Here is a 23,130-nt window from a genome sequence, read left to right as displayed (position 1 = left end):
TGTAGGAACTTCCATCATCGGAAGACCTCGACCTCTATCCGGCCACCGACGCGCCCACCCCGATTACACCCTCAAATGCGATGAGCCGGTCAAGCCCTGAACGGGGAACCGGTCGTGTTCGACCGCCAAAGCGGCGTCGACCTGACCGACGCCGTCGCCGCCAGCTGCGCCAGTGGCTTCGCCTACAGGATGGGGGACAACAGCTACATCGACGGCGGCTACCGACGCAACGAGAATGCCGATTTGGCCGCCGGATACCAACGCGTCCTGATTCTGTCGCCGTTCGGCGGCAAAACCAGGACACCGCTGGACTGGGGCATGCAGCTCGCGGCACAGCTTGACGAGCTGCGCGCAAGCGGCAGCAGGGTCGAAACGGTCTTCCCGGACAGCACCTCGGAACACATGTTCGGCGCCAACGCGATGGACCGTCCCTGCGTCCGCCCGCGGCCCGGGCCGGCTACGGGCAAGGCAGGGCCCTTGCCAGCCGACTCGCCGAATTCTGGCTCTGACCCAGCCGCTTGGCCAGGGCAACGGGCGGATGACTTAGGCGACGAGCGCGGCCCACGTGCGCGGACCCACCACGCCGTCGGCGGCCAGCCCACGCGAACGCTGGAAGGCAACAATGGCGGCCGCGGTCTTCGGCCCGAACACTCCGTCCTGCGCTGTGCCGAAACCCTTGGCGCTGGCGCAGTGCTGGAGCCCGAAGACCGCGTGTCCGGTGCTGCCTTCCTTGCGCGTGACCTGCAGGGCCGTCCACGTGTTTGCTCCGACGATTCCGTCGGGTGCCAGGCCCCGGGACTTCTGGAACGCGACAACCTGGGCCTCGGTGCCCGAACCGAAGACGCCGTCGACGGTCAGCGGGCGGCCGTGCTGGCGGAGTAGCCGCTGCAGCGCCGTCACGAAATACCCATGCTGGCCGCGGCGGACCACCCGCCAGGTGGGGGTGGCGGGTGACGGCGGGGGAGTGGAGGAACCTCCGCCGAGCTTGCGCGCCAGCGCCGCGACCGCGGGATCAGCGGGTCCCTTGACCAGTTCGAAGTGCATCTCGTCCTTGCGGCCGCTGTAGTCACCGCCCCAGCGCACCACGCCGTCGCAGGCCGAAAGGATGGAACGGATCGCACGGACCTGGGCGGCACTGAAGGTGCCGGACGCACCAAGGAAGTGTTCGGGTGCGTTGACGTCGATGGCCGTGCCGCTGGCGTGGTTCGAATAGGATGTGCTCCCGCTGATCTTCCGGAAGTTGTAGCCCCAGCACTCGCCCTTGCGGAGGGTTTCGACCTCGTTGTTGAAGCGCCGGGCAACGTAGCCAAGGATTGTGTGCGGGGCTCCGGTACGCACACCTTGGGGGAAGGTCACCGCGCCGACGGTCAGCGTGCTCAGGGGAAGGCTGGTCGAGGCCGGCCATCCGTTTTGCGAGGTTGCTGCGGCCGCGGGGCCGGCGCCTAGCAGGCTGAGGCCGCCCACGGCAGCCGCTGCCGTGCCGCCGAGGAAGAGCCTGCGGTTCAGCGCTTTGCCCGGTGCGTTCAGGGGTGTGCCTGAGGCAGTTCCCGTGATGGCGCCCAAGTGTTCATTGCACATTGTGTTTCTCCTGTCTGAAGGGGACCCGAGGACGGCACGGATCCGAGGGGTTCGAATGAGCGGCGATGTCCTGACGGACTTGTTGACCGGGCACCTGGCCGCCAATTGGTGCTTCGCTCTTGGTTGCGAGTCTGGCAGTGGCGTTCGGGAGTGCCAATGGTGAGCGCTGCCCATCCGGTGTCCCGACACCTGCCCTGCGCGGCCGGCCCCGGTAGAGTTGATGCCCATGGACAGCCTTTTCAGCCACCCCGAACCGGGTCCGATCCGGGACGGCCAGGCCTTCGACCTGGAACCCCTCGTATTCACCGTCGTTGTTCCCGCACCGGTGGCGCACGCCTTCATGGGTTTCACCGACCACCCGCACCTGTGGTGGCCGCTGGAGGAGCACAGCGTCTACGGGGCCGGCTCCCACGTGGAGTTCGAAGAGAACCTGATCCTGGAAACCGCCGAGGACGGCCGGACCAGCGTGTGGGGCACTATTGATGATTGGCAGCCCCCGCTGTCCTTCCACGCCAGCTGGTACCCGGCAGGCACTGCCATGTGGTCCACCGAACTGCGGGTCGCCTTCCGCGCGGTCGACGACGGGACCGAAGTCCGGCTCGTCCACGAGGGCTGGGAGGGTGCGGAAGACCCGGCGGGCACCCGCGCCTCGTATGAGGAAGGCTGGCCTGGTGTCCTGGAGCGCTACGTCCGCTTCATGGGTGGCGCGGGTGGCTAGCATCCGCCGCCTGGTACGCGAGGACTGGGAACTGCTGCGGGCGATCCGGCTCGAGATGCTCGCGGACAGCCCCCTGGCGTACCTTGAAACCCTGTCGGCTGCCCGGCGCCAGACGGACACGCAATGGCAGGAACGGGCGGCCATGATGTCCAGCGGACCCAACATCACGCTGCTGGCCGACGGCGGCACCGGCGATGCTCGGGTCCGCGGCCTCATGCGCGTAGCACTCAAGGAATACCAAGAACCGGAGCAGCCGCGCCGGGCGATCCTCCTCAGCGTCTACGTTGCTCCGGCATACCGCGGCCTGGGACTGGCCGAAGAACTGCTCGGTGAAGCCTGCAGGGTGGCCCGCGCCGAACTCGGCGCAGCCGTCCTGGAACTTGGCGTGCATGAAGACAACGAACGGGCCAAGGCGTTCTACCTCCGCCACGGCTTCGGGTTCACCGGTGAATCGCGGCCCTTCCCGCAGGACCGTTCACGGCCGAAAGACGCGGCGAGAGCCGGCGACACGGTCAAACGCGAACTCACGATGGAACGCGGACTCTCCGTGGTCCAGGCCCGGGACGCCGCGGGTCTTCCCCGCTAGTCCGTCATTCCCCCCGCGTCCAGAGCACTCGCACCGTCAGCGGGGCTGCGCCGGGGTGGACGTGCTCCGGCGCACCACGAACTCGGGTTCCAGGATGGCACTTTGGGGCGCGGCATCGCCGTCGAGCTGGCGCAACAGCATTCGGACGGCGTCGGCTCCCTGCTGCCGCGGTGCCTGGTCAAAGGTGGTGAGGCCGAAGACCTCGCCGAGCTCATGCCCGTCGATGCCGATCACCGAAAGGTCGTAGGGCACGCGCAGGCCGAGTTCCTGGGCGGCGGTGATGACGCCGATCGCCATCTCGTCCGAGGCGGCAAAGACCGCCGTCGGACGTCCGGACGGCGCCGCGAGCAGGCGCTTGGCCACGGCGTGCGAGCCGGCAACCGTGAAGTCGGTGTGCATCAGCCACTCTGGACGGACCGCGACGCCGGCCTCGCCCATCGCGGTCTCGAAACCCACCCGCCGGCTGACCGGCAGCGCAAAGTCGCGCTCGAATTCCGGCGAACCGCTCAGGTGCGCGATGTCCCGGTGGCCGAGGTTGATCAGGTGCTGGGTGGCGCGGCGGGCGGTCTCGACGTCGTCGATATGCAGGGTGGCGACGCCCTGGATCGGTCCGCCCAGTCCCACCACGGGACGCTTCACCCGCAGCAGCTGCTCCACTTCCTCCGGCGAGAGTTCCAGCGACACGGCCACCACGCCGTCGAGCCGTTGGCGGAGGAGGAAATCGTTCAGCACACTGTGCCGCTGCCCGGATCCTTCACCCGTGGTGTAGAGCGTGAGGTCGTAGCCGGCCTCGAGGAGGGCGCCGGAGGCGCCCTCCAAGACGCTCGAGAAGAACCAGCGCTGCACGGTGGGCAGCATGACGCCGATGTTCCGGGTCCGCCCGGAGGCCAGGCTGGCGGCGTTGTAGGACGGGACGAATCCGAGCTCGGCGGCGGCGTCGAGGACGCGTTGCCGGCTACGTTCGGAGACGTTCCCGCGCCCGCTCAGGGCGCGGGACACCGTGGCCATGGAAACGCCCGCTGATTGCGCGACATCCCGGATGCTCACGCTCACAGCTGTCTCCATCCCAATCGGTTCTCCGTGCTCAGGCCTGCTCGAGGCTGAGCCATGCGGCCTCGCCCGGGGCGAGGACCCGCGCGTCCTTGCGCTGGCTGCTCAGCAGGATGTCGAGGTCCGGCAGTTCCAGATACTCGTCGCCGAGGTTCAGCATCACCAGAATAGTGCCATTGACGAAGGCAAGTACTCCGTGACGGCACCATGACTCGGCCCAGGCCAGGGATCCGGCGCCCAGGCCGAACTCCCGGCGCAGCTCGAGCGCGCGGCGGTAGATGGACAGGTGCGAGGCGGGGTCCGCGGCCTGGACATCGCGGGCGAGGACGTCCCAGTCGCCGGGCTGGGGCAGCCAGCTCATGCCCGTCGGGCTGAAGCCGTGGGCCGCTTCCCCGGCGCGCCAGGGCAGCGGGACGCGGCAGCCGTCGCGGCCCACCCGGGTGCCGCCGGTGCGGTGGAAGGTGGGGTCCTGGCGCCGATCGGCCGGGATGGCCGTGTTGTCCGGAAGGCCGAGTTCCTCGCCCTGGTAGAGGTAGGAGCTGCCCGGCAAGGCGAGCATGAAGAGGCTCGCGGCCCGCGCCCGGCGCCGGCCGAGGGCCGTGTCCGGCTGCGGCTGGTCCGGGCCGATGCCGTCCCCCAGGCCCTGCCCGGGATCGGCCATGCCGAGGCGGCTGGCGTGGCGGACGACGTCGTGGTTGGAGAGCACCCAGGTGGTGGGGGCGCCGACGGCGTCAAACGCCGCCAGCGAGCGGCTCACCACCGAGCGGAGCGGGTCTGCCGCGAACGGCGAGGCCAGGAACGGGAAGTTGAAGGCCTGGTGCTGCTGGCCCGGGGCGACCCAGGCGGCCATGCGTTCGATCGGGTCCACATTGGCTTCGGCGCAGAGGATGCGGTCATCGCCGTACTCGGCGAGGACCTCGCGCCAGCGGCGGTAGACATCGTGCAGGGCCGGCTGCCCGAACATCGGCGCCTCGTGGCTGGGGAAGCCATCGGAGGAACCGCCGTCGGCCCGTCCACCCCAGTCCGGCAGGCCGGGTGCCTTGACGAGGGCGTGGGCGACGTCCACCCGGAAGCCGGCGACGCCACGGTCCAACCAGAAGCGCAGGATCCGTTCGAACTCGGCGGCGACCGCGGGGTTGTCCCAGTTGAAGTCCGGCTGGCTGGAGTCGAACAGGTGCAGGTACCACTGGCCGGGGGTGCCGTCGGCCTCGGTGATGCGGGTCCAGGCGCTGCCGCCGAAGTGGGACTGCCAGTTGTTGGGCGGCAGTTCACCGTTTTCGCCGCGGCCGTCGCGGAAGATGAAGTACTCGCGCTCGGGGCTGCCCGGTGCCGCAGCCAGGGCGGCCTGGAACAGCCGGTGCTCGGACGAACAATGGTTCGGGACGAGGTCCACGATGACGCGCAGGCCAAGGTCCCGTGCCCGCGCGCTCAGGTGCTCGAAGTCCTCTAGCGTTCCGAACAAGGGGTCCACGGCGCAGTAGTCGGCGACATCGTAGCCGCCGTCGCGCTGCGGGGACGCGTAGAACGGGGAAAGCCAGACGGCGTCCGCGCCCAGTTCGGCGATGTGGTGCAGTTCGGCGGTGATGCCGGGGAGGTCGCCCACGCCGTCGCCGGATGCGTCGCGGAAGGACCGCGGGTAGATCTGGTAGATGACGGCCGAACGCCACCAGGAGTCGTCGGAGTCCGCGGCATGAACGTGCGTGAGCGGGCCGAGCGCCGGGTGCCCTGCGGCGGTGGCGGCTGCTGGGGAAGCCGCAAATGAAATGGAAGACATGGTGCATTCTAGACAGCTCGAAGGCATTTTGCGGAAACGCTTGCACAAAGATTACGGCCGATTTCTGGAAGCGCTTGCAACGCCGTCCTTTCTGTGGGGGCTGGTATGGATGATGACTGCGGTTGGCAATCGCAGAAGTTCTGAGTAGGATTTGGAAACGTTTCCAGATGTGAGGCGGTTCACTTCCGCAACTCAGCGACGACGGCCACTCGGCCCAGCGCCTCACCACAAACATCCAGAAGGGACACCAACGATGGTGCGTTTCACTGAGCAGCAGCCTGCCCTGAGCCGCAGGACTTTCACGATGGGGGCCGCTGCGATTGCGGCCATGATGGGCCTGAGCGCGTGCGGTGGCGGGACTCCCGCCGGCACTGCCACCACTGAAGCGAAGAAGGACCTCGCCGCCGCCGGTGCCACGACGATCACCATGTGGCTCGACGCCCAGCGCGCGCCGGCCCTGAAAGCCGTGGCCGCGAAGTTCAAGGCCGACACCGGCATCGAGGTCAAGCTCGTGATCAAGGACTTCGCCGCCGTGCGCGACGACTTCATCACCCAGGTGCCCACGGGCAAGGGCCCGGACCTGGTGGTGGGCCCGCACGACTGGCTGGGCAAGTTCGTCCAGAACGGCGTGATCGCGCCGCTGGAACTCGGCGACAAGAAGTCCCAGTTCCAGGACTCCGCCATCCGCGCCATGACGTACGGCGGTTCCGTCTACGGCGTGCCGTACGCCGTCGAGAACATCGGCCTGATCCGCAACACCGCGATCGTGGACAGCGCCTCCGCCACCTTCGACGAGGTCCTCGGCAAGGGCAAGGCTGCAGTGGCCGCGGGCAAGGCCAAGTACGCCTTCCTCGCCGGCCTCGATCCCAAGCAGGGCGACCCGTACCACCTGTACCCGCTGCAGACCTCCATGGGCGTGCCGGTGTTCGGCACGAACGCCGACGGCGAATACGACCCGAAGCAACTGGCCCTGGGCGGCCCCGGGGGCGCCGAATTCGCGGCCAAGCTCAAGGAATGGGGCGACGCCGGCTCGAAGGTGCTGAACTCCAACATCACCGGCGATATCGCCAAGGAGAAGTTCCTGGCCGGCGAAAGCCCGTACTTCATCACCGGCCCGTGGAACGTGCCGGACATGAAGAAAAAGGGCATCAAGTTCGCCGTCGACCCGCTGCCCACCACCGGCAGCAAGCCCGCCCAGCCGTTCATCGGCGTCAACGGCTTCTTCGTCAGCGCAAAGAGCGCCAACGCCCTGGCAACCAACGAATTCGTGGTCAACTACCTCACCACCGAAGCCGTCCAGGATGCCATGTTCGCCACCGGCAGCCTCCCGCCGGCGCTGAAGTCCTCCTTCGACAAGGCCGCCTCCGACCCGGTGGTGAAGGCCTTCGGCGACATCGGCGCCCAGGGTGTTCCAATGCCGGCGATCCCGGAAATGTCCGCCGTGTGGGCCGACTGGGGCGCCACCGAACTGGCCCTCATCAAGGGCAAGGGCGACCCCGCGGCCGAGTGGGCCAAGATGGCCGCCAACATCAAGGCCAAGATCGGCTCCTAGCCCTTCTCCAGCCATCCGCTCGTTCGGCGGGGACGAACCCTGCCGGACGGGCGCGCCTTGGCGACCTCCGCCGTCGCACGCCAGACCCTCCCATTGAAGGAATCCTCCATGCCCCCTACAGCGAAGTCCGCCCTTGAGGCGATGCCCGACGGCGGCCCCCAGCAGCCCGGCACCCGGCAGCCTGCGCCGCCGCGCCCCCGGCGGGTCCCGGCGGCAAGCCGCCGCGGCCCGGACTCCTGGAAGGGGACGCTCGCCAAGATCATCCTGCTTGGCCTGGTGGACGCCGTCGCCGTGTATGTGCTCACGGCCCTTTTCCTCGGCCAGTCCTGGGCAGTGCTGGCCATCGCTGCGCTGGTGACCGTTGCCATCAACTGGGTCTACCTGCGCCCGGGCGGCCTGCCGGCGAAGTACCTGGCTCCTGGCGTGCTGTTCCTGCTGGTGTTCCAGGTGTTCGTGGTGGTTTTCTCCGGCTACATCGCCTTCACCAACTACGGCGATGGGCACAACGGCAGCAAGGACGACGCGATCTCCTCGATCCTGACCTCCTCGCAGAAACGGGTGCCCGATTCCCCGGCCTACCGCACCGCGATCCTGGAAAAGGGCGGCAGCTACTACCTCCTGGTCACCAACCCGGACGGCGAGGCGCAGATCGGCACCACGGAATCCAAACTCGAGGACGCTGCCGGCGCCGTCAAGGATTCCACCGGCAAGGCCAAGGAACTCCCGGGATACCGGACCCTGACCTTCCAGGAAATCGTGACCCACCAGAAGGACGTGCTGGGCCTGGTGGTGCCGCTCTCGGACGATCCGGCCGCCGGCACCCTCCGCACCCAGGACGGCAGCAACGCCTACGTCTTCCGCTCGAACATGGTTTACGACAAAGCCGCCGATACCCTCACCGACACGGATACCGGCACCGTGTACAGGGACTCGGGGCAGGGCGACTTCGTCTCGGAAAACGGTGAGAAGCTCGCCACCGGGTGGAAGATCGACGTCGGCTTCAAGAACTTCGTCACCGCGTTCACCGATCCGGAATTGCGCGGACCCCTGCTGTCCGTGACCCTGTGGACCTTCACCTTCGCGATCGTCTCGGTGCTGCTGTGCTTCGCGCTGGGCCTGTTCCTGGCTATCACGTTCAACCGCAGCGACCTCAAGGGCAAGAAGGTGTACCGGATCATCATGATCCTGCCCTACGCTTTCCCGGCCTTCCTCTCCGGCCTGGTCTGGGCGGGCCTGCTCAACCCCGAGTTCGGCTTCATCAACAACGCGCTGCTGGGCGGGGTGGACATCGGCTGGCTTACGGATCCGGTCCTGGCCAAGATCAGCGTGCTGGTGGTCAACCTGTGGCTGGGCTTCCCGTACATGTTCCTGGTCTGCACCGGCGCCCTGCAGTCGCTGCCTGAGGATGTGGACGAAGCGGCAAAGATGGACGGCGCCAGCGCCTGGCGGATCTTCAGTTCCATCAAGCTGCCGCTGCTGCTGGTTTCCGTGGCGCCGCTGCTGATTTCCTCCTTCGCCTTCAACTTCAACAACTTCAACGTCATCTACATGCTGACCGCCGGCGGCCCGCGCTTCGAGGACACCACCCGGGACATCGGCGCCACGGACATCCTGATCACCCTCGTCTACAAGAGCGCCTTCGGCGTAGGCACGGGCCGGGACTACGGACTGGCCAGCGCCCTGGCGATTGTCATCTTCATCATCGTGGCCGCGATCTCGGCCATCAGCTTCAAGCAGACCAAGGCCCTCGAGGACGTGAACTGACATGAGCACTCTTACCTCCCAACCCCGCCGCAGTTTCCCGCGCTGGTTCCGCGACAAGGGCTGGCGCCACCTGGTGGGCGTGGCCACGAGCATCTTCGCGGTCTTCCCCCTGCTCTACGTGCTCTCCGCCGCCTTCAACTCCACCGGAACCCTGGCCGGCTCGGCGTCCCTCTTCAGCCAGATCTCCGGCGACAACTTCGCCAAGCTGTTCGGCAACGAGCAGCGGCCGTTCGGACGCTGGTTCGTCAACACCATGGTGGTGGGCCTCATCACCTCCGCCGCGTCCGTGTTCCTCGGTGCCCTCGCCGCGTACGCCTTCTCCCGGATGCGCTTCACCGGCCGCCGCGCGGGCCTGCTCAGCCTGCTCCTGCTGCAGATGTTCCCGCAACTGCTGGCCGTCGTCGCGATCTTCCTGCTGCTCAGCGGCATCGGCGAGATCATCCCGGCGCTGGGCCTGGGCAGCCAGCTGGGCCTGATCATGGTGTACCTGGGCGGCGCGCTCGGCGTGAATACGTACCTCATGTACGGCTTTTTCAACACGGTGCCGCAGTCCCTGGACGAGGCCGCCAAGCTGGACGGCGCCAGCCACGTGCAGATCTTCTTCGGCATCATCCTGCGCCTGGTCACCCCGATCCTCGCCGTGGTGGGCCTGCTGACGTTCATCGGCATCAGCAGCGAATTCGTGATCGCCAGCGTGGTGCTCACCGATCCCAACAACCAGACCCTCGCGGTGGGCCTGTACTCCTTCGTGGCCAACCAGCGCACCGAGGACTGGGGCGTGTTCGCCGCCGGCGCCGTGCTGGCCGCGCTCCCGGTCATGGCGCTGTTCCTTTTCCTGCAGCGCTACATCGTGTCCGGCCTGTCTGCGGGCTCGGTGAAGGGATGAGCCTCGGTTTCGAAGCCCACCACGACGGTTCACCGCTCTACCTCCCGGACGGTCCGGTTCCGCTCGGCGGCACTGCCCGGGTGCGGATGCGCAGCTGGAGGGGAGCGCACGACGGCGGGCGGCCGGCCGCCGTCGAACGCGTCTGGCTGCGGACGGTCGAGGACGGCGAGCCGCGCTTCGCGGAGGCCCGGCACCTCGGTGTGGAAAGCCGCTGGGATTGGTGGGAGGCGGAACTCCATGCGGTCAACCCGCTGGCCCGCTACCGGTTCCTGCTACGTGAGGCTCACGGCAGCGTGGCGTGGCTCAACGCCGCCGGCATGCATGCGCAGGACGTCCCCGACGCCCAGGACTTCCGCCTGTCCACCGTCGGCGCCGGCCCGGACTGGGCGGCCGGGGCCGTGATGTACCAGGTCTTCCCGGACCGTTTCGCGCGCTCGGCCGCAGCGGACGGCCGGCCTGCACCGGACTGGGCCGTGCCCGCCGAGTGGGACGCCGGCGTCGAATACCGGGGACCGGACACCCCGCTGCAGTTCTTCGGGGGCGACCTGGACGGCGTGCGGGAACGGCTGGACCACCTGGTGGGGCTCGGCGTCGAGATCCTCTACCTCACCCCCTTCTTCCCCTCGGCGTCGAACCACCGCTACAACGCCGAAAGCTTCCGCCGCGTGGACCCGTTGCTGGGCGGCGACGAAGCCCTCATCCGCCTGGTGCAGGCCTGCCACGAGCGGGGCATCCGGGTGATCGGTGACCTCACCACGAACCACACCGGTGACACCCACGAATGGTTCCGCACGGCGCTCGCAGATCCGGGCGCCGCGGACCGTTCCTTCTACTACTTCGCTCCGGACGGCAGCTACGAAAGCTGGTGGGGCGTGCCGAGCCTGCCCAAGCTCGACTGGGCCTCGGACGGGCTGCGCCGGGAATTCGTGGAAGGCCCGAAGTCCGTGGTGGCCCACTGGCTCGCCGAGCCGTTCAGGCTGGACGGGTGGCGCGTGGACGTGGGCAACATGACCGGCCGGCTGGGCACCGCGGACTGGAACCGGGAGGTGGGCGCCCTGGTACGGCAGACCGCACTGGAAACCCGGCCGGACGCGCTGCTCGTGGCCGAATCCACCAACGACGCCGCCCCTGACTTCCAGGGCGACACCTACCACGGCTCCATGAGCTACGCCTCCTTCACCCGCCCGCTGTGGGCCTGGCTGACGGACGGGACCGCGGTGAACTTCTTCGGCTCGCCGCTGCCGTGCCCGCCGCGGATCCCGGCCTCGCAGTTCGTTGCCGAATACCGCGCCTTCGCCGCGGCCTACCCCTGGACCGCGCGGCTGCACAGCCTGGTGGCGATCGACACGCACGACACCGCCCGGGCCGCCACCGCCATGATCCCCGGCGGGCAGGCTGTTGCCGCCGTGCTGTCCTTCACCCTGCCGGGGATGCCCACGGTGTTCGCCGGGGACGAGTTCGGGCTGGAAGGCATGAACGGCGAACACTCCCGCACGCCCATGCCCTGGGACGAACCGGAACGGGTGGCGCAGGACCTCCGTTCCTTGTACACCGCGCTCGGCGCGCTTCGTCGCGAACCGGTCCTCCGCACCGGCTCGCTGCGCTGGCTGCACGCCGACGGCGACACCCTCGCCTTCGTCCGCGAACTGGACGGGACCACCGCGCTGGTGGTCGCCGCCCGGGACGAGGCCGACGTCGTCCTGCCGCCGGGGCTGCTGCCCGTGGGACTTGCTCCGGGCACCGAGGCTGCGCTCGCCGTCGGGCGGCTTGGTTTGGGTACCTCCGACGACGGCGGGACCCGCCTCCGCGCGGCCGGTACGGCGGCGGCGGTGTGGCTGCTGTCCTGAACCTGCTCTCTGAACCTGCCGGGTGTTCCGGGCTAAGCTGGTTGGCACTGAAACACTGCGAAGACTGCCGGCTTGGCAAGTCCGCGGTGCGCATGTGAGGAAACACCCTTGTCACATCAGACGGCAGCAGCCGGGAATTCACAGGAAATCAACGCAGCGGCCAGCCCCAGTGAGGCGCCGGCCGGCTTCATGGAAGAACTCGCCGCAGGCCTCGCCCCGGCCCAGCTCACCGCGGACGGCGGCACGCTGTCCACCTATTCGATCGACCAAGGCCCGGTGACTGACTGGCAGCTGCCGCTCGCCGTGGTCTGGGCCGAATCGGTGGAGGACGTGCAGCACATCGCGCGCATTTGTACGAAGTACCGCGTGCCCATCGTTCCGCGGGGCGCCGGGACCGGGATCTCGGGCGGCGCGCACGCCATCAAGGGCTGCATCGTCCTCAGCCTCGAACGGATGAACCGCATCCTTGGGCTGAACCCTGAAGACGAGACCGCCGTCGTCGAACCCGGTGTCATCAACGCCGATCTCAACGACGCCGCGGCTGAGTACGGGCTGATGTACGCGCCGGACCCGGCGAGCTACCGGATCTCCACCATCGGCGGCAACGTGGCCACCAACGCCGGCGGGCTGCGCTGCGCCAAATACGGGGTGACCCGGGACTCGGTGCTGGCCCTGGACGTGGTGCTGGCCGACGGCTCGCTCCTGCACACCGGGCACCAGACCTTCAAGGGCGTTGCCGGGTACGACCTGACCGCGTTGCTGGTTGGCTCGGAAGGTACCCTGGCGATTGTGGTGGGCGTGACCGTGCGCCTGCGGTACCTGCCGCGCGAGGTCCAGACGATCGCCGCTTTCTACCCGGACTTCCGCCGCGCAGCCGCCGGGGTGCTCGCCGTCGGCAAGGCCCGCGTGCAGCCGGCCATCATGGAGTTGTTGGACTACGGCAGCCTGGAGCAGCTGGACGAACTGAACGGGACCGATCTGCTGGCCCGGGGCCAGTCCTTGCTGCTGGTCCAGACCGACGGTTTCGGCGCGGCCGCGGAAGCCGAGGTGGTCCGGGAGGTCCTGGCCGCCGGGGGAGCGGTGGTGACCACGGAAGCCAGCGAGGAAGCCGAACGGCTGGTGGACATGCGGCGCAGCAGCCGCGGCACCGAGGTGGACGACGAATTCCGGGTGGGCGAAGACATCGCCGTACCGCGCTCGCGGTTGGTGGACTTCGTCGCCGCGTTGGAGGAGATGGCGGTGCGGCATGACGTGCGCCTGAAGGTGGTGGCGCACGCCGGCGACGGCAACCTGCACCCCACCTTCTGGGCGGACCGCGTGGACGAACTGACCGACGCGGGGACCATCCGCCGGCTCAACGCCGCCCTGGATGAGTCCATTGAAGTTGGCCTGCAGTTGGGCGGCACGATCACCGGCGAGCACGGCGTGGGCCAGTACAAGCTGCGCTGGCTCGGCCTGGAACTGCCCGAGCCCGTCCGTGCGTTGCAGCGGCAGGTCAAGCAGATCTTCGACCCCGCGGGCATCATGAACCCGGGCAAGGCGATCTGACCCACTTGGTATCCCAATAGCCCCTGAGGTCATATTCGATCCCGGCTTCAGCGTGCGTTTACTTTGATTCATCCGCCCCCTACTCTTACTTGGTATACCAAATAAGAGTAGGGGGGCAACATGAGCGCACGACGGCGGCCATCCGGGGCAGCAGCGGCGTGGTCCGTGGTGGCCGTCATGGCGGCCCTGCTGATGGTCTCGGTGAACCTGAGGCCGGCCATCACCACGATGGCCGGCGTCATGGGCAAGCTCGACAACGGATTCGGCGTGGACGGGCACCTGCTTCCGGCCCTGGGAGCCCTGCCGGTGCTCGCGTTCGGGATCTCCGCGCCGCTTGGCCCGTGGCTGGCCAGGCGGCTCGGAACCGGATGGGCCGTGGCGGCGGCGCTCCTGGTGCTCGCCGCCGCGCTGGTGGCGCGCGCCCTGGTTCCCGGGTTCGTCTTCCCCGGTACCTTCCTCGCAGGATCGGCGATCATGGCGGCCAGCGTGCTGTTGCCGCAGATCGTCAAGGAATACCACGGAACCGGTTGGTGGACAGGGCTGTGCACCATGGGCTTCGGCCTGGGTGCCGCGCTCGGCGCCGGCCTGGTCCAGCCACTGCAGGCGGTGCTGGGTGGCAGCCTCTCCGGAGCGTTGGCGGTCTGGGCGGTGCCGGCCGTGATCGGCGCCCTGATGGTGGGATCGGCAGTCCGGCAGGGTCCGGTCCGTCCTGTTTCCGCGGCGGCGGCCGGCTCGACGGCGGCAGCCGATGCGCCGGGGGAACCAGCCCGCCGGCCCCTGCGCAGGCAGCGCACCGCCTGGGCGGTGGCGGCGTTCTTCGGCCTGCAGGCCCTGCTCTACTTCGCCGTCACGTCCTGGCTTGCCGTGTTCCTGGAATCCAAGGGAATCGCTCCGGCAGATGCCGCAGCGCTACTGGCGTGGTTCAGTTTCGCCGGCCTGCCCGCGGGACTCCTGGTGCCGGTGCTTGCCGGCAAGCGCGCGGTGCTCAGGATCATGGCGCCGGGACTGGGCTTCCTGATCGCGGCTGCCTTGCTGGCTGTCCTCGTAGCCCCCGCCGACATGCAGTTTCCCCTGATCGGGATCCTCGGCTTCGTGCAGAGCGCCCCGTTCGGCCTGGGCATGGCGCTGATCGTCATCCGATCGTCCGGACCCCGGACGGCCGGCCGACTGTCCGCCATGAGCCAGGGCCTGGGCTTCGCGGTGGCATCCCTGGGCCCGCTGGCAGCCGGACTGCTGCACGAATGGAGCGGGGCCTGGGCGCCAAGCTTCGTCATGCTCGCGGCCGTAGCGCTGTTGGTGGCGGTCGCGGGCTTCCTCGCCGTCAACGGACCGGTGGTCGACGCCGGTGAAACAGTCGCGCGCGAAAAGGTACCGGCCGCCGTCGGGCGTTAAACACGCAGCGCGAACGTACAGCTGAGGCCCCAAAATCCGCGGATTTGGGGCCTCAAGTGTACGTTCGCGCTTAACGCGGCGCGGGGCTAGACGAGCTCGAGCTGCTCTGCCACCACTTGGCCGCGGTGCAGCACCGTGCGGTCCGTGCCGCGGTCCATCACCGCGGAGGCGACCGTCTCGCCGTCGACGAGCAGCAGCTCGGCGGGGTCTCCGACGTCGACGCCGGGGCGGTACGCCGTGCCCTTCAGGCGCGTTGCGTTAGGGTCCAGGATGCTGGCCCCGCCGATGCTGGCGATCGCCAGGCAGTGCTCGATCAGCTCGTCCTTGCGGAAGCCATGCGTGAAGGCGAGCTGCCAGGTGCGGTCCAGCATGTCCGTGTTGCCGTACGGGGACCAGTAGTCGCGCTGGCCGTCCTGGCCGAGGCCCAGGCGGACGCCGGCCTCGGAGAGCAGCGGAATGGGCAGCTGGTCCGCCACGCCGGCGGAGCCCGGGGCGACGGAGGCCAGGGACACGTCGAGCTCGGCGAACTCGTCAATGAGGCGCCGAGTGGTGGCCTCGTTGACGCTGCCCAGCGAATACGCGTGGGACATGGTCACCTTGCCCTGCATACCGAGGGCGCGGGTGCGTTCGAGGATGAGGTCGGTGCTGAAGACGGCCAGGTGGCCAGGTTCGTGCAGGTGGATGTCGATGGGCACCTGGTACTTCTCGGCCAGGCCGAACACGATGTCAAGGTGCTTCACGGGGTCGCGGTCCAGGGTGCAGGGGTCGATGCCGCCCATCACGGTGGCGCCGGCCTTCAGGGATTCCTCGAGCAGTTCCGGGGTGCCCTCTTCGCGGAGGAGGCCGGCCTGCGGGAAGGCGATGATTTCGACGTCGGCCTGGTCCTTGAAGTGCTCCTTCGCAGCCAGGACGGCCTCGAAGCGCTCCAGCTTGCAGTCCACGTCCACCTGGGCGTAGGAGCGGACGCGGGTGGTGCCGCGGGCGATCATCCGGCCAAGGGTGTCCTGCACGCGTTCGGTCAGCGGAACCTCGGCCTTGCGCCAGTTCAGGCGGTCGTTCATCATCATGGCCCAGACGCCGGGCGCGCCCGTGTGCTCGCGGAACGGCAGGCCGATCCGGGTGGAGTCCAGGTGCACGTGCACATCGGAGAACGACGGGACCAGCAGGCGTCCGCGGCCCTCGACGACGGTGGCGTCGCCGGCCGGGCGGGCCGGGTCGTGCGGCTCGACGGCGGTGATCTTGCCGTCGGCGATGGTGACGTCGCTCAGGACCTGTCCCCAGGGCCGGGCGGCACGGATCAAGGTTTTCACAATGAAGCTCCTTTGTTGATGGGTCTATTGCACACCAGCGGCCAGCGGGCTCGCCAGAGCGGTGTGGTGGCAGGCGGGGGAGCCTGCCGCGGCTTGGACCGGGACCTCGCCGATGCAGAGCTGCCGCTGCTCCTCGCCCAGGGTGCCGAACAGCGGGCAGCGGGTGCGGAAGACGCAGCCGCTGGGCGGGTTGGCGGGGGAGGGGAGGTCGCCGTGGAGCCGGATCTTCTGCTGGGCGCGGGCCGCTTTCGGGTCCGGCAGCGGGACGGCCGACAGCAGCGCCCGGGTGTACGGATGGCGGGGGTTGGCGAACAGTTCGTCTCGGGAGCCCTGCTCCACCATCTTGCCTAGGTACATCACGGCCACCTGGTCCGAAATGTGCCGGACCACCGAAAGGTCGTGGGCGATGAAGATGTAGGAAACCCCGGTGTCCTGCTGGATCTCCTGCAGCAGGTTGACCACCTGGGCCTGCACCGAGACGTCCAGCGCGGAGACCGGTTCGTCGCAGACGATCACGGACGGGTTCAGCGAGATGGCCCGGGCGATGCCCACGCGCTGGCGCTGGCCGCCGGAGAATTCGTGCGGGAACCGGTTGTAGTGCTCGGCCTTGAGCCCCACCTGCTCCAGGAGTTCCTTGACGCGGTTCTTCAGGCCGCCCTGCGGGGTGATTTTCTGCGCCACCATTGGCGCAGCGATGGCCGTGCCGATGCTCTGCCGCGGGTTCAGCGACGCGAAAGGATCCTGGAAGATCATCTGCACCTTGCGGCGGAAATGGTAGAGGTCCTTGCCGCGCAGGTGGCTGATGTCCACGCCGTCCACCAGGATCCGCCCCGCGGTCGGGTCCATCAGCCGCGCGACCATCCGGCCGGTGGTCGACTTGCCGCAGCCGGACTCACCCACAAGGCCCAAGGTCTTGCCGCGTTCGAGGCTGAACGAGACGCCGTCGACCGCTTTGACGGTGCGCTTGCCGCCTGGGGCGAACAGGCCGCCCTTGATGGGGAAATGCTTCTGGAGGTTCTCCACCTGGAGAATTGCTTGCTGTTCCATGGTGGTCCTATCGGGAATTCCGGATGGTGAGGATCTGTTCGCTGCTTAGGTGGCAGCGGCTGCCGTGCCCGTCTTCGGTGGTGAACTGCGGCCGCTGCGATTCGCAGACACCGTCCCCGGCCAGGGCCGCGTACTCGCAGCGTGCGCTGAAGATGCAGCCGTGCGGCAGGGCAAGGAGCGACGGCGGCTGGCCGGGGATCGGGTTCAGCCGGCCTGATTTGGTGGTGAGCGTGGGCATGGACTTGAGCAGTCCGAGGGTGTAAGGGTGCCGGGTGTCGTAGAAGATCCCGTCCACCGGCCCGGACTCGACGCATTGCCCGCCGTACATGACCAGCACGTCGTCGCACACCTCTGCTACAACCCCGAGGTCGTGGGTGATGAGGATCAGCGCCGAGTTGGTTTCCTGCTGGAGTTCGGACATGAGGTCCAGGATCTGGGCCTGCACCGTGACGTCGAGGGCGGTGGTGGGCTCGTCGGCGATCAGCAGTTCCGGCTCGCAGATCAGCGCCATGGCGATCATGGCGCGCTGGCGCATGCCGCCGGAGAAGTGGTGCGGATACTCGTCGAAGCGCATGTCCGGGCTGGGGATTCCCACCCGGCCCAGCATGTCGACGGCGGCCGCCCGGGCCTGCTTCTTGCTCGCCTTGTTGTGGACCAGGTACGCCTCGGCGATCTGGTGGCCCACCGTGTAGAAGGGGTGCAGGGCCGAGAGCGGATCCTGGAAGATCATGCCGATGTTCCGGCCGCGGAGCTGGCGCATGCCGGCTTCGGGGAGCGTCACCAGGTCCTTGCCTTGGAAGAGTGCCTGCCCGGTGACCTGGGCGGAGGTGCCCTTGAGCAGGCCCATGAGGGCCTGGCTGGTGACGGATTTGCCGGAACCGGATTCACCCACGATGCCGAGGGTCTGGCCTCGCTCGAGCGTGAAGTCCATGCCGTTCACCGCGGAGACCACGCCGTCGTCGGTGGGGAACTTCACGGAAAGGTTCCGGACCTCCAGGAAGGCGCCGGTGGCTGTGCCGGCCGCGGCGCTACCGGCGGCCCGGGGACCGGGAGTGGTTGTCTGGCTGGGCTGGGTCATTGGAGCCTCACTCGGGGGTCAATGGCTGCGTAGGCGAGGTCGACGACGACGTTCGCGACGATGACGAAGAAGGCGGCCAGCATGGTGATGGCCATGGTGACGGGAAGGTCGCCGGAGATGGCTGCGCGGACGGCAGTGAAGCCGAGGCCGGGAACCGAGAAGATCTGTTCGGTCAGCACGGCGCCGCCGAGGAGCAGGCCGATGTCCATGCCCAGCATGGTCACCACCGGGGTGATGCCGGCGCGCACACCGTGCTTGAAGGTGACGGTGCGCGGGGCCAGGCCCTTGGCGCGGGCGGTCCGGATGAAGTCCTCGCCGAAGGTCTCGATCATGTTGGTGCGCGTCACGCGGATGTAGGAGGCGCTGAAGAGCACCGCGAGGGCGATCCACGGCAGGAGGTAGTTCAACACCCACGCCCAGGGACCCTGCGGTCCGAAGGGGCTGTTGATCTCGTTGGTGGTGAACGGCAGCAGGTGGAACTGGTTGACGAAGACCAGCAGCAGGAACAGGCCGGTGACCGGGATGGGAAGCGAGACGCCCACCGAAGCGGCGCCGACAATGAATTTGTCCGTGGGGGAGCCCTTGCGCAGGGCGGCCAGGAGGCCGAGCCCGACGCCGGAGAGGGTCCAGAGGACCAGGGCACCGATGGCCATGGAGAAGGTGTAGGGAAGCGAGCGGGCGATGATGTCCGAGACGTTCTCGTTGGTCTGGAACGACTTGCCAAGGCACGGCCACTGGCAGAGGGACTCTGCGCCGGGTGCGCCGATCATGCGGGACGAGATCAGGCCGCGCATGTAATCCACGTACTGGACCAGGAAGGGCTGGTCCATGCCCAGGGCGACCCGGGCTTCCTGCACCCGCTCCGGGGTGCATTCCTGGCCGCAGGCCGCGGAGGCCGGATCCGCGGGGCCGAACTGGAAGAGGGTGAAGGTGATGAAGCTGACGGCGACGAGGAGCAGGAACAGGGAGCCTGTCCGGCGAAGGATGAAACGGATCATGGTGCTGGTTGCGGGCCGCCCGGGGTCTTCCGGGCGGCCCGCGTCTCCTTTGCGATGAGGCGGTTAGTGTTCGACGCCGACGATCGAGAGGTCGATGCCGCCGAAGAAGTAACCCACCTGGGCGTTGCGGATGTTGGAGCCCACCACGCTGTTGGTGTGGCTGCGGATGAGCGGGATGATCGGGTAGGTCTTCAGGGCCTTGTTGAACTCTTCAGCCCACTTCTTGCCCAGTTCCTCGGAGGTGCCGGCCGTGTTGCGCAGTTCGTACATGGCCTTGGAAACCTGCGGGTCGAAGTAGCGGGAGGTGTTGGAGAAGCCGTAGCTGGTGCCGTCGTTGTTCGGGCCCAGGATCGGGTCGGCCGAGGTGCGGACCGAGGACGGGTCGGCGCCGCCGCACCAGCCGGAGCGGCCCATGTCCGGCAGCTGTTCGCTGGCGAGCACGGAGTAGTAGTTCGGGGCCGGGATCGGCACGAGCTGCACGTCGATGCCCAGGGCCTTCAGGTTCTGCTGGACCACGGTGCCGGTGTTCTTGTAGGAATCGCGGTTGTTGGCGTAACCGTACGTGAGGGTCTTCGGGTAGTCCTTGCCTTCGAGGAGCTTCTTGGCTTCCTCCAGTTTCGGCTTGCCCGCGGGGTCGATCTCCAGGCCCGGATCGGTGTAGCCGACCATCTTCGAGTTCAGCGGGCTCTGCTCAAGCTCACCGAAGCGGCGTCCGCCGTACTGGACCAGGATGGACTGGCGGTCCAGGGCAAGGGCGATCGCCTTGCGGACGTCAGGGTCCTTGATCTTCTCGGTGTTCAGGCTCAGCACGTCGTTGCAGCCCAGGATGCCGGACGCCACACGGTCCTTCACCTGCGGGTCGGCCAGCTTGGCCGAGTCCGAGGTCTGCATCGCGCCGTTGGAGTCGAGGGTGATGGCGTTGGGGTCGGAGTTGGCGAGCAGCTGCTGGCTGATGGTGCTCTGGGACGTGGAGAGCGAGAAGCTGAAAGTGTCAGGCAGGGCGGTGCGGTTGGTGTCCGTGGCCGGATCCCAGTGCGGGTTGCGGACCAGCTTGAGGGACTTGCCGCGGTTGTAGGACTGCACCATGTAGGGGCCGGAGGAGACCGGGTGGTTGGTGTAGTCCAGCTTGGTGTCCTTGTCCTTCGGGACAGGGGCGGTGTTCGAGCGGGAGGCCAGCGCCGGGAACTCGGCGAACGGCTTCTTCAAGTGGAAGATGACCGTACGCGCATCGGGGGTTTCCACTGCCTTGAGCACGGCGGACGGATCCTTGTACGGGCCCTTGTAGCCGCCGGCGTCGAGCGCTGCGTTGAGCTCCTGCGGGGCCTGGGTGTACACGTCCTGCGCGAAGGTGCGCTCCACGCCGTACTTGATATCGGCCGAGGTGATCGGGCGGCCGTCCTCGAACTTGATCCCTTCCTTGAGGGTGTAGGTCCAGCTCAGGCCGTCCTTGGAGACCTTGCCGGTGTCCGTGGCGAGGTCCGGGACCACGGTGGGCGGCTGGCCCGCGGTTTCCTTGGCCATGGTCAGCGTGCGGTAGTACAGCTGGCCGACGTTGGCCGTCTGGACGTAGTTGCTGTTTCCGGGATCCAGGGTCTGGAAGTCCGAGGACATCAGGACGTTGACGTTGCCGCCCTTGGTGGTGAAACCGGACTTCACGATCTGCGGGGCGAGCTCGGTGACCGAGCCTGCCGACGGCTTGTTGCCGGGTTGGGTCTGGCCGGCCGCGCAGCCTGTTGCGGCGGTGGCGATCAGCACGGCAAGGGCAAGCGCCCTGCTGCGGTTCTTCATGGTTCTCCTCTTTGAGTGGATGAAACGGAGTGTTGGGTGGAACGGAGGGTGGGCATGGCGGAGGTGGGCGGATGGGACGGGGTGCTTGGTGGAACGGATGCCGGAGCGGGCTAGTGGCGGGAGGCCTTGGGGTCGAGGGCATCGCGCACGGCGTCGCCGAGCAGGTTGAAGGCCAGCACGGTGACGATGAGCATGACGCCGGGAACGGCCAGGAACCACGGATCGCTCAGGTACCAGTTGCCTGCCTGGGCCGCGTTGAGCATCTGGCCCCACGACGGCGTGGGGTCCTTCACGCCGACACCCAGGAAGGACAGCGCTGCCTCGGCGGAGATGTTCGTGGGGATGAGCATGGTGGCGTACACCAGCACCACGCCCATCACGTTGGGGATGATCTGGCGGAACAGGATGCTCAGGTGCGAGGAACCGAAGGACCGGGCCGCCTCGACGAACTCGCGCTCGCGCAGGCTGAGCACCTGGCCTCGCACGATCCGGGCAAGGTACGCCCAGCCGAAGAAGCCCAGGATGATCACCAGCGACGCCATGGGCAGGAAGCTGCCCTGGCCCAGCGGCGTATCGCGGAGCCGCGACTGCAGGATGGGGGTCAGGGACAGCACCAGGAGCAGGTGCGGGAAGGCGAGGAACAGGTCCATGAGGCGGCTGATGATCGCGTCGGTCTTGCCGCCGAAGTAGCCGGCGGCCGCTCCCAGGACGGTGCCCAGGACAACGGACACGGCCGTGGACAGCAGGGCGATGGTGAGGGACACCTGGCCGCCGAATGCCAGGCGGGCGAACAGGTCGCGGCCCAGGCCCGGCTCCACGCCCAGCCAGTGGCTGGCGGAGGGGTACATGTAGGCCGGGAGCGGGAGCCCCGGGGTTTCGAAGTCGTCCAGCACTTCGGGGCTGGTGTTGGAGGTGAAGGGATCATTGCCGGACATGGCACTGAGGACCGGTGCGAGGATCGCGAACAGCATGATGGCCACTACTACGCACAGGCTGAGCAGGGCAATCTTGCTGCGGCGGATCCTCAGCCAGGCGGTGGCCAGCAGTGAACGGGCCTCGGCGGGGCGTACCTCGGATGGGGCCGCGCTCGCGGTGCCAGGCTCGGCTGGGGACTGAAGCTGGGTCAACGGAAAAGCTCGTTTCGTGGTTCGAGGAGCGCACTCCGGAACGTTTTGTATACCAAACTCAGGCTAGGATAGTTCGAGTGCGATGTAAATCACAAAACAGCGATTGTCTGGAATACCAAACAGCAAGCCAAATATGACCCGACGGCGGCCTGCGAAGGCCGCGGCGGGCAAAGGAAGGAAACGCAGTGTTGAATAGCGTTCGTCTCGGCGCCAGCCGCCTCCGCGGTACTGCGGAACAGCTGTTTCGGCCCGTGTATGCTCGGGTGAAGTGATGGGCGGTATGACCCGCCATGCTCCGGCGGTCAGTGCCGGAACGGTGAGCTGGAGAGGGGCCATGCCGATGACGACGCCGGTGACGGGGACACTGAACGGACGGGACGATGAAGCCCGTGCCGAACAGGTGTACCAGCTGGTCCTTGAAGGGATCGTCGCCGGCGAGTACGCCCAGGGAACCCGCTTGCGCGAGCGGGAGCTCTCCGAGCTCTACAACGTCTCACGGATCCCCGTGCGCGAGGCCATCCAGCGGCTGGAGCAGGACGGCTTCGTGGAGACCTTCCCGCGCCGCGGCGCGGTGGTGCGCCGGCTGAGCCTCAGCGATGTCAACGACCTCTTCGACGTGCGGCTGTGCCTGGAGACTTTCGCCGCGCGGATGGCCGCCGTGCAGGTGGCCCAGGGCGCCCCGGGCGAGAGCCTGCAGGCACTGCTCGACGCCGGCCGGGAAGCGATCGACGACGGCCGGACCGACGACGTCGTGCGGCTCAGTGCGGCGTTCCATGCGGAGATCGTGCGGCTGTCCGGGAACCGCCTGCTGATCGAATCGGTCAAGCCCCTGTTCGGCAGGATGCGCTGGATCTTCGGCCTGGCGCACAACCGCAGCAACGAACTCCAGCGTGACGAGCATGTGGAACTGTGCAAGGCGATCCTCGGAGGCCACGCAGAGCTGGCCTACTCCCTGGCGTACAGCCACATCGAGCTCGGCCGCGAACCCGTGCTCCGGGGCCTCGCGGGAACACTGGAACCCTAAACAGCCTTAACCCTAAACAGCCTTAACCCCGACGGCCGGGTTGCTGCCCGCAGGCAGCAACCC

Annotated in this window: 18 protein-coding genes and 1 pseudogene; 10 read left to right on the top strand and 9 right to left on the bottom strand. The window is 68.0% G+C overall.

Going from position 1 to position 23,130, the window contains the following annotated elements; all coding sequences use genetic code 11:
- Positions 1–84: 84 nt before the first annotated feature.
- Positions 85–509, top strand: a pseudogene (locus D3654_RS20745) (patatin-like phospholipase family protein); the annotation flags it as partial.
- A gap of 34 nt (positions 510–543) precedes the next feature.
- On the opposite strand, the gene D3654_RS05840 reads toward D3654_RS20745, so the two are convergent.
- Complete coding sequence (locus tag D3654_RS05840) at positions 544–1,578, bottom strand: peptidoglycan-binding protein (RefSeq protein WP_120520584.1); 1,035 nt, start codon at positions 1,576–1,578, stop codon at positions 544–546.
- Between the two features lie 226 nt (positions 1,579–1,804).
- Between D3654_RS05840 and D3654_RS05835 the strand changes: the two genes are divergently transcribed.
- Positions 1,805–2,296, top strand: coding sequence for an SRPBCC domain-containing protein (locus D3654_RS05835; RefSeq protein ID WP_120520583.1), 492 nt, complete (start codon positions 1,805–1,807; stop codon positions 2,294–2,296).
- Positions 2,289–2,882 (top strand): GNAT family N-acetyltransferase, encoded by a 594-nt coding sequence (locus tag D3654_RS05830; protein WP_245413103.1) that lies wholly within the window; start codon positions 2,289–2,291, stop codon positions 2,880–2,882. The genes D3654_RS05835 and D3654_RS05830 overlap by 8 nt, the downstream gene beginning before the upstream one ends.
- Before the next feature lie 36 nt (positions 2,883–2,918).
- Here the strand turns inward: D3654_RS05830 and D3654_RS05825 are convergent, their stop codons facing one another.
- Positions 2,919–3,935 carry a LacI family DNA-binding transcriptional regulator gene (locus D3654_RS05825; RefSeq protein ID WP_280960091.1) on the bottom strand — a complete coding sequence of 339 codons (1,017 nt, stop codon included), beginning with the start codon at positions 3,933–3,935 and terminating at the stop codon, positions 2,919–2,921.
- A gap of 31 nt (positions 3,936–3,966) precedes the next feature.
- Positions 3,967–5,706: a glycoside hydrolase family 13 protein gene (locus tag D3654_RS05820; RefSeq protein ID WP_120520581.1), complete on the bottom strand. Its 1,740-nt coding sequence runs from the start codon at positions 5,704–5,706 to the stop codon at positions 3,967–3,969.
- Positions 5,707–5,959: 253 nt separating this feature from the next.
- Between D3654_RS05820 and D3654_RS05815 the strand changes: the two genes are divergently transcribed.
- From D3654_RS05815 to D3654_RS05790, 6 genes are all read left to right on the top strand, one after another.
- Positions 5,960–7,258 carry a sugar ABC transporter substrate-binding protein gene (locus D3654_RS05815; protein WP_120520580.1) on the top strand — a complete coding sequence of 433 codons (1,299 nt, stop codon included), beginning with the start codon at positions 5,960–5,962 and terminating at the stop codon, positions 7,256–7,258.
- A gap of 141 nt (positions 7,259–7,399) precedes the next feature.
- Positions 7,400–9,022, top strand: a complete 1,623-nt coding sequence (locus D3654_RS05810; protein ID WP_162943637.1) for an ABC transporter permease subunit — start codon at positions 7,400–7,402, stop codon at positions 9,020–9,022.
- A 1-nt stretch (position 9,023) separates the two neighbouring features.
- A complete protein-coding gene (locus D3654_RS05805) occupies positions 9,024–9,908 on the top strand; it encodes a sugar ABC transporter permease (RefSeq protein WP_120520578.1) in 885 nt (294 codons plus the stop codon).
- The gene (locus tag D3654_RS05800) at positions 9,905–11,755 is read left to right on the top strand and encodes a glycoside hydrolase family 13 protein (RefSeq protein WP_120520577.1); all 1,851 of its coding nucleotides are present in this window, start codon (positions 9,905–9,907) and stop codon (positions 11,753–11,755) included. The genes D3654_RS05805 and D3654_RS05800 overlap by 4 nt, the downstream gene beginning before the upstream one ends.
- Before the next feature lie 189 nt (positions 11,756–11,944).
- Entirely contained in the window at positions 11,945–13,303 is a 1,359-nt protein-coding gene (locus D3654_RS05795) for an FAD-binding oxidoreductase (protein WP_120520586.1), read from the top strand.
- A 120-nt stretch (positions 13,304–13,423) separates the two neighbouring features.
- Positions 13,424–14,695 (top strand): MFS transporter, encoded by a 1,272-nt coding sequence (locus D3654_RS05790; RefSeq protein WP_120520576.1) that lies wholly within the window; start codon positions 13,424–13,426, stop codon positions 14,693–14,695.
- Between the two features lie 86 nt (positions 14,696–14,781).
- Here D3654_RS05790 and D3654_RS05785 read toward each other — a convergent pair whose 3' ends face one another.
- From D3654_RS05785 to D3654_RS05760, 6 genes are all read right to left on the bottom strand, one after another.
- The gene (locus D3654_RS05785; protein ID WP_120520575.1) at positions 14,782–16,005 is read right to left on the bottom strand and encodes an amidohydrolase family protein; all 1,224 of its coding nucleotides are present in this window, start codon (positions 16,003–16,005) and stop codon (positions 14,782–14,784) included.
- A 24-nt stretch (positions 16,006–16,029) separates the two neighbouring features.
- Entirely contained in the window at positions 16,030–17,052 is a 1,023-nt protein-coding gene (locus tag D3654_RS05780; protein ID WP_120520574.1) for an ABC transporter ATP-binding protein, read from the bottom strand.
- Between the two features lie 7 nt (positions 17,053–17,059).
- On the bottom strand, positions 17,060–18,130 hold the full coding sequence (locus tag D3654_RS05775) for an ABC transporter ATP-binding protein (RefSeq protein ID WP_120520573.1): 1,071 nt from the start codon (positions 18,128–18,130) through the stop codon (positions 17,060–17,062).
- Entirely contained in the window at positions 18,127–19,128 is a 1,002-nt protein-coding gene (locus D3654_RS05770; protein ID WP_120520572.1) for an ABC transporter permease, read from the bottom strand. The genes D3654_RS05775 and D3654_RS05770 overlap by 4 nt, the downstream gene beginning before the upstream one ends.
- A 63-nt stretch (positions 19,129–19,191) precedes the next feature.
- Positions 19,192–20,916 carry an ABC transporter substrate-binding protein gene (locus D3654_RS05765; RefSeq protein WP_120520571.1) on the bottom strand — a complete coding sequence of 575 codons (1,725 nt, stop codon included), beginning with the start codon at positions 20,914–20,916 and terminating at the stop codon, positions 19,192–19,194.
- A gap of 110 nt (positions 20,917–21,026) precedes the next feature.
- Complete coding sequence (locus D3654_RS05760; protein WP_120520570.1) at positions 21,027–22,043, bottom strand: ABC transporter permease; 1,017 nt, start codon at positions 22,041–22,043, stop codon at positions 21,027–21,029.
- A 334-nt stretch (positions 22,044–22,377) separates the two neighbouring features.
- On the opposite strand from D3654_RS05760, the gene D3654_RS05755 reads away from it, so the two are divergent.
- On the top strand, positions 22,378–23,067 hold the full coding sequence (locus tag D3654_RS05755) for a GntR family transcriptional regulator (RefSeq protein ID WP_245413102.1): 690 nt from the start codon (positions 22,378–22,380) through the stop codon (positions 23,065–23,067).
- Positions 23,068–23,130 lie beyond the last annotated feature (63 nt).

Origin of the sequence: Arthrobacter celericrescens (genome assembly GCF_003614925.1) — a bacterium.
In the GTDB taxonomy this organism is placed as follows: Bacteria; Actinomycetota; Actinomycetes; order Actinomycetales; family Micrococcaceae; genus Arthrobacter; species Arthrobacter celericrescens.
Note: the sequence above shows the minus strand (reverse complement) of the source record. Positions and strands in the feature narration are given on the sequence as shown.

Coding starts and splice junctions, on each gene's coding strand:
- D3654_RS05820 (WP_120520581.1), bottom strand. CDS start 5,706: ATGTCTTCCATTTCATTTGCGGCTTCCCCAGCAGCCGCCACCGCCGCA.
- D3654_RS05770 (WP_120520572.1), bottom strand. CDS start 19,128: ATGATCCGTTTCATCCTTCGCCGGACAGGCTCCCTGTTCCTGCTCCTC.
- D3654_RS05775 (WP_120520573.1), bottom strand. CDS start 18,130: ATGACCCAGCCCAGCCAGACAACCACTCCCGGTCCCCGGGCCGCCGGT.
- D3654_RS05755 (WP_245413102.1), top strand. CDS start 22,378: ATGCCGATGACGACGCCGGTGACGGGGACACTGAACGGACGGGACGAT.
- D3654_RS05795 (WP_120520586.1), top strand. CDS start 11,945: ATGGAAGAACTCGCCGCAGGCCTCGCCCCGGCCCAGCTCACCGCGGAC.
- D3654_RS05840 (WP_120520584.1), bottom strand. CDS start 1,578: ATGTGCAATGAACACTTGGGCGCCATCACGGGAACTGCCTCAGGCACA.
- D3654_RS05800 (WP_120520577.1), top strand. CDS start 9,905: ATGAGCCTCGGTTTCGAAGCCCACCACGACGGTTCACCGCTCTACCTC.
- D3654_RS05805 (WP_120520578.1), top strand. CDS start 9,024: ATGAGCACTCTTACCTCCCAACCCCGCCGCAGTTTCCCGCGCTGGTTC.
- D3654_RS05815 (WP_120520580.1), top strand. CDS start 5,960: ATGGTGCGTTTCACTGAGCAGCAGCCTGCCCTGAGCCGCAGGACTTTC.
- D3654_RS05765 (WP_120520571.1), bottom strand. CDS start 20,916: ATGAAGAACCGCAGCAGGGCGCTTGCCCTTGCCGTGCTGATCGCCACC.
- D3654_RS05810 (WP_162943637.1), top strand. CDS start 7,400: ATGCCCGACGGCGGCCCCCAGCAGCCCGGCACCCGGCAGCCTGCGCCG.
- D3654_RS05780 (WP_120520574.1), bottom strand. CDS start 17,052: ATGGAACAGCAAGCAATTCTCCAGGTGGAGAACCTCCAGAAGCATTTC.
- D3654_RS05835 (WP_120520583.1), top strand. CDS start 1,805: ATGGACAGCCTTTTCAGCCACCCCGAACCGGGTCCGATCCGGGACGGC.
- D3654_RS05790 (WP_120520576.1), top strand. CDS start 13,424: ATGAGCGCACGACGGCGGCCATCCGGGGCAGCAGCGGCGTGGTCCGTG.